Raw genomic sequence first — 10,464 nt, 5'->3', positions numbered from 1 at the left:
CCTCGATCCGAAGATCAAGGACCCTGCACATTTGTGTTCGTCGAAACTTTGTTCAGTTTTCAAAGGTCTACCTTGCTGATACGATAACTCGTATCAACAACTTTTACAGTATATCAAACTGTTTAGCTGACGTCAAGAACAAATTCATGATGTTTTCAATCGAAATTAGCGCTTGAAACTGTCAACAACTATTTCAGTTTAACAGAAAACCTTGGGCTGTCAACCCTTAATTTCAACGTTTTCGTTTACTTCCTGAAACAGCATAAATTACTATACCAGCCACAAGAAAAATCGTCAATCACTTTTTAAAAACTTTCTCGAAAATCTTCCAGACACTGATAAATCTCAATGGCGGCCAGGTCCAATTTGTCGAATTCAAAATGTTGTTCAGGACGAAACTTCTCTACCCTAAACCGATGATTCTTCGGAAAATATTGAACCTCACACAGGGGAATACCATAGAGATTGAACATCCGTGACTGAACTCCCGGGTGGCGATCATCAACCATCGCCACTAACCGGTTAATAATCTGTGACAAATCAGTGTCCATATAATCACCCTACTTTCCCTGCTTAACACGGTCAGGTTTCAGCACAACGCAAACCATCCCCGCAAACATACAAAAGTAATACGTCAGAATTCGCCAAAGAATCATTGCTAGCACTAACTTGCTGCTGGAATGCATAAAACTACTAAAAAGCACAGCAAAACTATACTCGGCCCCCCCTGTTCCACCCGGGATAGGGAAAAGAGAAATAATCATAAAGATCAGCACGTGTAAGCTCATGACCATCACAAAGTTGATTCCGTGAATTCCGAGCGCCAACATAATGAAATACGGGATAGCATAGTAAAAAAACAACTGTGCAATTGTCACCACTGAAACTTGCGCCAATTTCCCATATTCACTTTTCATCTTGATGCTTTCCTGGTAAAAGGTATCGATCTTTTCGTTGAGCTTTTGAACCATCCGTTGGTAATTCTGCGGTTTCATAAACCACGACGCCGGTTTGATGAGCAAGTTAGCGGCCCGTTTAGTAAAACCATACCAGTACATCACTAAGAGCAAGGCAACAATCACTGATAAGTGCACGACAAAGCCCAGAATCACCAATAATGATAACGCTTGAAGCTTTTCAGCTATATAGTGAAAGCCAATCAATAAACTAACCAGAAAACTGATGACAATCATTGATTGAAATACCACGAACTTCATCAGCAAGACAGAGCTGGCCATTCCCCCTTCAACACCGGATTGCAATAATGCCACCAGTTGGGCAGGTTGCCCGCCAGTTGAAAAGGGGGTAATCCCATTGAATAGTTGCTCGATTGGCGGCAAACGCAATGCGTCTTTCCAGGTAAAGTCAGGGTAACGGTTAGTAAGAAAGAGCTTATCCACGACCCCCTCAAGCCCCAGATATAAGCAGATGCAAATAACAGCAACGAGAAACCAGCCCCAGTTCATCCGCGTTAATTCCGTCATAATTAAGTGAAGGTTCTGATCCCGCATCGAATAAGTAAAAATGCCGCAACCAGCCACTACCATTAGAATTAAAACCAGCCAGTTTTTCCTACTCATCCGTTTACTCCTGCCGCTTGTTCGGTATAAAATTCGTGCCAGCGCTCCGCCAAGTGTCCCTTCGAATAACGTTGAGAAGCCTGACGCGCTTTCTCTTGCCACCGGGTTAGCTGAGTTGGGTCCGCCACCAACTCGGTTATTTTTTCCTGCATCTGACTGACGTCTTTTGCCGGAAGATAGTCCCCTTGAATAATCGCATGGTACAAGTCCAGATCCCGGAGCATCACTGGGGTGCCGCTACTAAAGGCTTCCAGGACCGACATCGGGAACAATTCATTATAAGAGGGCAGCAAAAATAGGTCCGCCACGTTATTCAACTCGTTAATTCGCTGACGACTAACGATTCCCGGAAACAGCAAGTTAGCTGGCGGGTTATCGACCACCTTTTTTAATTGCGGGTAACCATCGGTAATCCTGCCAAAGGAAAAACCACCCGCCCAGATGAACTGTACTTGCGGGTTTTGTTTAGCCAGGCGAATGAAATCGAACACGCCCTTGCGTTCCTGAATCTGACCGCTGCCGAGGACGACAAACTTCGTTGGTGAAATCCCCAGTTGCTGACGAAGGGCCAACTTCTTTGCCACCGTCAACGGGTGAAACTCCTGGCTATCAACAAAATTAGGAATATAGGTGACCTTTTCGCGGGGAATCCCGTAGGCCACCAATTGATCGATAAAGGTCGGATTGACAACCACCAGTTCGTCCATTCGCTTATAAAATGCGATGACGTAGCGGTAAAAAATCCCCTTAAATGGTTGTGGAATCTTCAAACTGCCTTCCAGGGTCTCTGGCAAAAAGTGAACGTAACCAATTTTACGGCCGCGCTTCTTGGAAAAGGTGGAAAAGTAAAAAGGCAGGTCAATCGTGTGATAATGACTGATCTGACTTTTTGTATAGCGGTTGATATTAATCTCAAATTCGTCACTAAAACGGTCCTTGAGCATCTTAATTAACTCTAAATAAGCACTGCCCACTCCCTGGCCAGCCACCTTATCAGCAGAAGAAAACATGTTAATAGTAATCATCGCTCATTTTTACTCCTATGAAACAAACCGTGTGACTGTGTTGCAAGCTGAGCGGTCCGAATTCGTTGACATTCATGGTAAAACTCGACTACTCGTTTCACGAAGACCTCCGCCGAAATGGAAGTCAATTTTTCTTGCCGCCGCTGTGTTTCTGCAGCAGTTGACTTGTGGTTCAAGTAGTAGAGAACACCGGCAACCAGGTCTGCCCGCTTCTGAAAACTGCGACCAATAACCGGACTATCAATCAGCTCATCAGTGTAGGGGCTACGCATCACGACAATCGGTAGGTCCGATGCCAATGCCTCAATATAGGTAAGTCCCTGTGTCTCGGTATCGGAAGCTGAGACTAAAACGTCAGCCATTTGGTAATAGCTATGCACTTCTTCATTTGGCACGACCCCAGTAAATTGGACGACTTCCTGAAGGTTCATTTCCTTGACCTGCCGTTCCAACGTTGGCCGGGCCGGGCCGTCACCAACAATCAGCAAACGGGCATCGGGGCGCTGAGCTAAAATATCTGGCATCGCTTCAATGACGGCGTGGATATTTTTTTCGTAGGCCAGGCGAGACAACGATAGCAACACTGGGGTGTCTGCCTCATAACCCCACCTGTGGCGCAGCTTCAGCAACTGCGCGGCTGAGTTTCTCTGGCTATAAACACGCAGGTTTACCCCGGTGGGAATCACCCGAATGGGCGCCGTCACGCCGTAATCTAACAGTGTGTCTAACACCCGCTCACTCGGCGCAATTACCCCGGTGATATTTTTCATGTAAAACCGCACGAGTTTAGCGACGTCACGTGGCTTTAAAATTTTACCATTGGCAACGTAGTGGAGGTAGTCGTTATACATGGTGTGATAAGTATGGATGCACGGTATCCCCAACGAATGAGCAACTTCTTTTCCCATCAATCCTAGGGAAAATTCCGTTTGGTTGTGGACAATATCCAACTTGAGTTTCTTCGCGAGACGTAGCACTCGCACCCAGCCAGTTAAGGCAATCCGCCGTTCAGTAAAGGAAACGAAAGGAATGCTTTTAAACCGGTAAATGCCATTTTCCACGTCGTCGTGCTTGGCAAGCGGGTCGGTGGTTGTGAAAATATACACATGGTGGCCCTGCGCAATCAGCTCGTCACGCAACGTCTTGATGGACGTCGCCACCCCACTAACTTGTGGAAAGTATGTGTCTGTAAACAAGCCGATATTCACCGTGAAAGCCCCTTTTGTCAGTTATTAATCACTAAATCGCTCGTACCTAAAACAACGACCATTATACAAGACCAGCCGGAGCGGTGCAATTTTCCTTACCTGCTAAAGCTGGATCATTTTTGCCAAACTGTGCTGAACCAGCTGCTTAACTTCATCAGCATTGTGGGCAGCCAGTGCCTGATGAAGTAAGGGCTGCAATTGGCGAATTTTGAGCTGGCTGATGAGGTTGCGGACAGTGGCTACCTGGGGACTAGGAACCGATAATTCATCCATCCCCATTGCCATGATCAGCGGCACTGCCAACCTCTTACCCGCCATTTCACCACAAAGACTGACTGACTTCCCCTCGGCGTGGGCTGCATCAACGGCCTGCTTGACCGCTCGAAGGACCGCCGGGTGCAACTCCTGATTTAAGTTAGCTACCCGCTCGTTACCACGGTCAGCCGCAAAAATGTACTGAACAAGGTCGTTAGAGCCGATACTGAAAAAGTCCGCTTGGCGGGCCAGCTGATCTGCCATCAGGATCGCCGATGGTACTTCCACCATCGTCCCCACTTCAATATCGGATGCCACCCTGACTCCACTCTTTTGTAACTCTTGACGAGTTTGGTCCAACAGTAACCGTGCCTGGTTAAATTCATCAATGGTGGCGACCATCGGGAACATAATGGCTAACCGCCCGTAAACAGACGCCCGCAATAAGGCCCTTAACTGACTAACGAACAATTGAGGGTGGCTTAAACTAACCCGAATTCCGCGAACACCAAGGAATGGATTGGTCTCCCCTCTCCCGGTAGGGTGCAGTAATTTGTCACCCCCAACATCCATGGTCCGGATGGTCACCCGGCTGTCCGGCATTGCCGTCAGCACTTCCTTATAAGCCTGAAACTGCTCCTCTTCACTTGGCAAGTTTTTACCCCGACCTAAGAAGAGGTACTCGGTTCGCAGCAGGCCGACCCCTTCTGCGCCGGCAGCCAGTGCCGCCGTGGCGTTACTGGGCAAAGTCAGATTAGCCGCCACAATAAAGTGGTGACCATCAAGACTAACCGTTTCACGCTGGGATAACTGACCAAACCACTGCTGCTCGCGGACAAAGTCACCAGCCATCTGCTGGTACTCGTCAATGACTTGCTTGTCCGGGTTGACGATCAACTTGCCGTGGAGGCCATCAACAATTAGCAAGTCACCCTGTTTGACCGTCGACATGAGGTCATCAACCCCCACCACACTGGGAATCTGCATTGACTGACTCATCAGCACAAAGTGTGATGTCGGTCCGCCGGTTTGCGTAACCAGACCCGTTAACCGTTCACCGACTGCCGCCATCAGTACCGGCGTGGCAGTCTTAGTCACCAAAATCGCTCCCGCGGGAATTTGCCGTTCAACAACCGTCCCCTGCAGGTAGTTAACCAGTTGCTTTTCCACGTCATTTAGTGCTGTTAAGCGCCGTTTTAAGTAGTCGGGATCCTGCTTAGCAGCTCGTTTCTTCTCTTGTGCCAACTGCTGGGTGATTGCCCACTCTGCCGTTACCTTTTCATTACGAATCAACCATTCAATACTGGTCAGTAACCGGGGGTCACTCATCATTTTGACCTCTGAATCAATAACTGCAGCAGCCCGGTTATCTAACGTCTGCCGTGCCCGTTTTTGCAGGACGGCCAACTTTTTCCCACTGATAGTAAAAGAATCATGAAGCCGTGAGACCTCATGATTCACATTATCGTTGTAATGATTTAAAACGGTAAGACTGGTATCGCCCAACAGGTAAGCCTGACCAATAGCAATGCCACCACTGGCGGCTAAACCATTGAGTGATTGAACCATTTACTAGTCAGCCAGTCCTTCCTTGTGCATCGTGTCATCAATGGCTGCGATGGCATCCTTTTCGTCGTCACCTTCAGCGGTGATGGTAACATCAGCGTTTTGACCAACACCCAATGACATTACACCCATAATGGACTTCAGGTTGACACTCTTGCCATTGTAAGCCAGGTTAATGTCTGAAGTGAACTTTGATGCGGTTTGAACCAAGATAGTTGCTGGACGAGCATGGATCCCAGTTTCAGCAACAACAGTGTATTCGCGTTTTTCCATGAATATCATTCTCCTTATTATTTTAAAAGTAGCCGAGCCAATCTTCGGCATCTCTCATGTCCATATTGTATCAAGGACGCACCCTAATTACAAGATAAATAGCAACCGCTTGCAGGCGGATTATTAACTTTCCTTCAAGCGGTATTTGATGGTTCCACCACGCTCAGCTTTGCCGACCACCTGAGTCCGGTATTCGTAGTCATGAAAGACTGCCTGAAACTCCTGAAAAGTCTCTGGCGTCACGGTAAATTCATCAATCTTCTTATTAATCAGGTCGGTTAGTTGCTGCTGAAAATTCTCACTCATCTCACTTGTCACCCCACTCTTTAATTTATGTTCATTATAACTGATTATTAAATGGGCACCAGCATGGGCCCACTTTTTAGCAATCAAATAGCGGGAGTGCTAAAATTGAGGTGTAATCTCTTGTCTTCTGGGGAAAAGTAAGTATAATTAAGTTATTAGTCAAGAAAGGTCAAACCATTTTCACGGTTGGCCGGTTTATACGAGGAGGTCTCGTACTGAATGATTTGTCAAATCTGTCACGAAAATCCAGCAACTATCCACCTGCAGATGGAATACAACGGTCAACGGATGCAAGTTAACCTTTGTCAAAGTTGCTACCAAAAATTACAAAACATGCAAACTAATATGACTAACATGATGAACGGAAACGGGGGCAATAATAATATGGACAACCCATTTGGCTTTGGAAACATGGAAGACTTTATGAACGCCATGAATAACATGGCTGGACAAAACGCTAATGGTGGCCAGGCCAACTTCAATGGCAACAACGGTAATAACCGTGGCCGGGGTGGCAACGGTCGCCGCAATGGCAAGGGCCTGTTGGGTCAATACGGAATCAACCTGACCAACATGGCTAAGCAGGGAAAGATTGACCCAGTGATTGGCCGGGACACGGAAATCAAACGGGTCGTTGAAATCTTAAACCGGCGGACCAAGAACAACCCAGTGCTGATCGGTGAAGCTGGTGTCGGGAAGACGGCGGTCGTTGAAGGCCTAGCTGAATCGATTGTCTCTGGTCAAGTACCGGACAAACTACGTAACAAACAAATTATTCGCTTAGACGTTGTTTCGCTGGTTCAAGGGACCGGGATCCGTGGCCAGTTTGAACAACGGATGCAGCAATTGATGAAAGAAGTGCAAAAGAATAAGAACATCATCCTCTTCATTGACGAAATCCACGAAATCATGGGTGCTGGCAATGCCGAAGGTGGGATGGACGCTGGTAACGTTTTGAAGCCGGCGCTGGCCCGGGGCGACTTCCAGTTAATCGGGGCCACGACGCTCAACGAATACCGGAAGATCGAAAAGGACGCCGCCCTCGCCCGCCGGTTCCAGCCAGTCCAAGTGGACGAGCCGAGCGTTGACGAGACGATCAAGATCTTAAACGGGATTAAGGATCGTTACCAAGACTTCCACCACGTCAAGTACACCGACGATGCAATCAAAGCAGCAGCGAAGTTATCTGACCGCTACATCCAGGACCGTTTCTTGCCAGACAAGGCAATCGACCTGCTGGATGAGGCCGGTTCACGCAAGAACTTGACGTTGAAGACGTCCGACCCCAATGCGATCGAAAATGATATCCATACCGCCGAAGCACACAAGCAGCAAGCGGTGGAAAGTCAGGACTACGAAAAGGCAGCTTACTACCGTGACCAGGTTACCCAGCTGACCAAGGCAAAGAAGGCTGCTGAAGAAAACCAGACTGAGGATGCCGCAACGGTAACGAAGGAAGACATGCAGGCAATCGTCGAAGATAAGACTGGCATTCCGGTTGGCGACCTGGAAAAGCAGGAGCAAAACCAGCTGCGTGATCTTGATAAGACGCTGGAAAAGCGGGTTATTGGTCAGGATCAGGCTGTTGATAAGATTGCCCGGGCAATCCGGCGGAACCGGATCGGGCTCAACAAGTCGGGTCGGCCAATTGGCTCCTTCCTCTTCGTTGGGCCAACAGGTGTCGGCAAGACGGAAACGGCTAAGCAGTTGGCGAAATTACTCTTTGGTTCAACTGACGCGATGATCCGCTTCGACATGAGTGAATACATGGAAAAGGAATCTACTTCCAAGCTCATCGGGGCAGCGCCAGGCTACATTGGTTACGACGAACCGGGCCAACTAACCGAGCAAGTTCGTCGTCACCCTTACTCCCTAATCCTCTTGGACGAAGTGGAAAAGGCGCACCCGGACGTTATGCACATGTTCTTGCAAATCCTTGATGACGGGCGGCTGACTGATTCACAGGGGCGGACCGTTTCCTTCAAGGACACCATCATCATTATGACGTCGAACGCCGGTACTGGCGATTCCGAAGCCGGGGCCATTGGTTTCGGTCCGGGCAACAGTAGTCGTTCCAGTTTGATTACCAAGCTGACCAACTACTTCAAGCCTGAATTTCTGAACCGGTTCGACGACATCGTTGAATTCAACCACCTAACGAAACCAGAACTGAAGCAGATCGTCAACCTAATGCTGTCGGATGTTAACGAGATGTTGAAGGATCGGCAGTTGCACATTTCCGTTGACGACGATGTGAAGGATAAGCTGGTTGACCTTGGTTACAACCCGCAGATGGGTGCTCGTCCACTGCGCCGGACAATCCAGGAACAGATCGAAGACCGCATTGCCGACTTCGTCTTAGACCACGCTGACGTCCACAACTTGGTTGCTCACCTGGATGATGACGGCAACATCACGGTAGTAGCTTCACCAGTCGCCATTAGCGATCATGGTGAACCAACCGCTGATGAATCAACTTCTGATGATAACAACTAATTTTCCCTCAACCAACGAAGGGTCCGGCAGGCGCTGTCGGGCCCTTTAAGTTTGTCTAATGCTTGCTGAATGCTGGCACTAAAGTACCAACAAAGCGGTATAATTATGGTGTTAAACTATGAAAATAATTGGAGTGAAAACTGATGAATCGCTCGTTTAAAACTGGAACTCCTATTTGGGTCTACTACATGGATCTCGACTCGCACGAAAACCTTCGCGTCCCGCAACTGCTGCAAGGTTTTATCGGTGATGACTACCATGTTGATAAGCTCGACATCCCCGGTTACCGTTTTATCAAAAATGATGGTGAATTAAGCGGGACTTTCGACATGAAGACCCACACGATCAAGTTAATGTACCGTCACCAAAACTGGGAAACGGTTGAAACTGTCGACGTCTTCTTACGGATTAAGCAGTCCACAACCGTCTATGACATGGTTGGTGGCATGCCAGCTGGCAAACCAATCGCACCAGGGATTATTATCAAATCCTTTGAACGGGTCACTACTTTTGACCACCAGGTATGGTACGAAGTGGGCGCAGACCAGTGGGCGCAGTTTGACGATTCTCAACTCGAGCTCGTCGACCAGCCATTCCCGGAACTCAACTTACATCCCGAACCGGCAACCACCAAACTGGCAGAAACAAAAATCAACGTTACCGGGACCGTCAACTACGTCACTGGTGGTTCACTTCCCATCTATGACGCCCCCTATGGCAAGGTTGTCGACCATGCCGCTGATGGCGTCTCCTTCACTATTAACGCCGAATTAGATGACGATAACGGCGTCAAGTGGTACCACGTTGCCCGGCGGGGTTACGTTAACGCGATGTACATCGACCTACTATAAGAGGAAAGGACTTTTACTATGAAAATTGCAATTATCGGTGTTGGTGCCATGGGTGGCGCCATCCTGAAAGGCTACTGCCACCATGGCGGTTTTGAACTCCTGACCATGAATCCACAAAACCCGCGGGTTAGCCAACTGACGGCCCAGTTGGGCGTGAAGCTGGTTCACCAGGCAAAACAAGTCGTCGCTGCTCAGCCCGACGTGGTGATTTTGACCACCCCGGCACCCGTGACCGTTGACGTTGCCCGCACGCTGAGCAACCTCTCGTCGGCAACGGTGGTTATTTCCGCAGCAGCGGGGATTAGTCAAGCTGCTCTCCGGGAAGTTTTGCCCACGCAAACGATTGCCACCATCATTCCGAATACCCCGGTAGCAGTTAATGCCGGAGCCATCGGCTTGGCCATGCCTGACCAGGCCACTAGTGATGCGCAAGCAACCATCAAAAAGGCCCTCTCGCCGCTTGGTGACATCATCGAGGTCCCGGAAAAGCAACTAGGGATCGTCGGCGTTATCGGTGGTTGCGGTCCGGCATTTGTTGACGTCTTCATGGACGCAATGAGTGACGCTGCCGTCCTTCACGGGATGAGCCGACAGACTGCCTATGAACTGGTTGCCAGCATGGTCAAGGGCTCTGGCGCCCTGGCAACGGCGACCAAGCAGGCACCCGCCCTGCTTCGTGACCAGGTCACTTCCCCTGGTGGGACAACGATCCGGGGCGTGGCCGCATTGGAAAAGGATGGCTTCCGTCATGCCGTCATCGATGCCGTCAACAAAGCTAACGAGTAAGTAACACAAAAGAATGAAAGGGTCACCCGCGCAGGCGGGATTGACGTGTACCCATAAAGTTGGAAGTTGAATATTTCGACTGAAAAACTGAATAATAATTTTTTAGGCAACTAAGCTT

10 protein-coding genes are annotated in these 10,464 nt (G+C 48.9%); 3 read left to right on the top strand and 7 right to left on the bottom strand.

Annotated features, from left to right (window positions below; translation table 11 throughout):
- Positions 1–305: 305 nt before the first annotated feature.
- The 7 genes from Q0E49_RS07245 to Q0E49_RS07215 all read right to left on the bottom strand — a co-directional run bounded on the left by Q0E49_RS07245 (position 306) and on the right by Q0E49_RS07215 (position 6,213).
- Positions 306–551, bottom strand: coding sequence for a DUF1797 family protein (locus tag Q0E49_RS07245; RefSeq protein ID WP_295747522.1), 246 nt, complete (start codon positions 549–551; stop codon positions 306–308).
- Between the two features lie 9 nt (positions 552–560).
- On the bottom strand, positions 561–1,580 hold the full coding sequence (locus Q0E49_RS07240) for a lysylphosphatidylglycerol synthase transmembrane domain-containing protein (protein WP_295747520.1): 1,020 nt from the start codon (positions 1,578–1,580) through the stop codon (positions 561–563).
- Positions 1,577–2,605 (bottom strand): glycosyltransferase family 4 protein, encoded by a 1,029-nt coding sequence (locus Q0E49_RS07235; protein ID WP_295747519.1) that lies wholly within the window; start codon positions 2,603–2,605, stop codon positions 1,577–1,579. Before Q0E49_RS07235 ends, Q0E49_RS07240 begins: the two co-directional genes overlap by 4 nt.
- The gene (locus Q0E49_RS07230; RefSeq protein WP_295747517.1) at positions 2,602–3,813 is read right to left on the bottom strand and encodes a glycosyltransferase family 4 protein; all 1,212 of its coding nucleotides are present in this window, start codon (positions 3,811–3,813) and stop codon (positions 2,602–2,604) included. Before Q0E49_RS07230 ends, Q0E49_RS07235 begins: the two co-directional genes overlap by 4 nt.
- A gap of 102 nt (positions 3,814–3,915) precedes the next feature.
- A complete protein-coding gene (gene ptsP, locus Q0E49_RS07225; RefSeq protein ID WP_295747516.1) occupies positions 3,916–5,637 on the bottom strand; it encodes a phosphoenolpyruvate--protein phosphotransferase in 1,722 nt (573 codons plus the stop codon).
- A 3-nt stretch (positions 5,638–5,640) separates the two neighbouring features.
- Positions 5,641–5,907 carry a phosphocarrier protein HPr gene (locus tag Q0E49_RS07220; protein WP_102279100.1) on the bottom strand — a complete coding sequence of 89 codons (267 nt, stop codon included), beginning with the start codon at positions 5,905–5,907 and terminating at the stop codon, positions 5,641–5,643.
- A gap of 123 nt (positions 5,908–6,030) precedes the next feature.
- Complete coding sequence (locus Q0E49_RS07215; protein WP_295747513.1) at positions 6,031–6,213, bottom strand: hypothetical protein; 183 nt, start codon at positions 6,211–6,213, stop codon at positions 6,031–6,033.
- 219 nt (positions 6,214–6,432) lie between these two features.
- On the opposite strand from Q0E49_RS07215, the gene Q0E49_RS07210 reads away from it, so the two are divergent.
- The 3 genes from Q0E49_RS07210 (at position 6,433) to proC (ending at position 10,346) form a co-directional block, all read left to right on the top strand.
- On the top strand, positions 6,433–8,709 hold the full coding sequence (locus tag Q0E49_RS07210; RefSeq protein ID WP_295747511.1) for an ATP-dependent Clp protease ATP-binding subunit: 2,277 nt from the start codon (positions 6,433–6,435) through the stop codon (positions 8,707–8,709).
- 143 nt (positions 8,710–8,852) lie between these two features.
- Positions 8,853–9,560, top strand: a complete 708-nt coding sequence (locus tag Q0E49_RS07205; protein WP_295747509.1) for a MucBP domain-containing protein — start codon at positions 8,853–8,855, stop codon at positions 9,558–9,560.
- A gap of 18 nt (positions 9,561–9,578) precedes the next feature.
- Entirely contained in the window at positions 9,579–10,346 is a 768-nt protein-coding gene (proC, locus tag Q0E49_RS07200) for a pyrroline-5-carboxylate reductase (RefSeq protein ID WP_295747507.1), read from the top strand.
- Positions 10,347–10,464 lie beyond the last annotated feature (118 nt).

Source organism: uncultured Limosilactobacillus sp., assembly GCF_934202235.1.
In the GTDB taxonomy this organism is placed as follows: domain Bacteria; phylum Bacillota; class Bacilli; order Lactobacillales; family Lactobacillaceae; genus Limosilactobacillus.
This window is presented reverse-complemented; position numbering and strand designations above follow the sequence as displayed.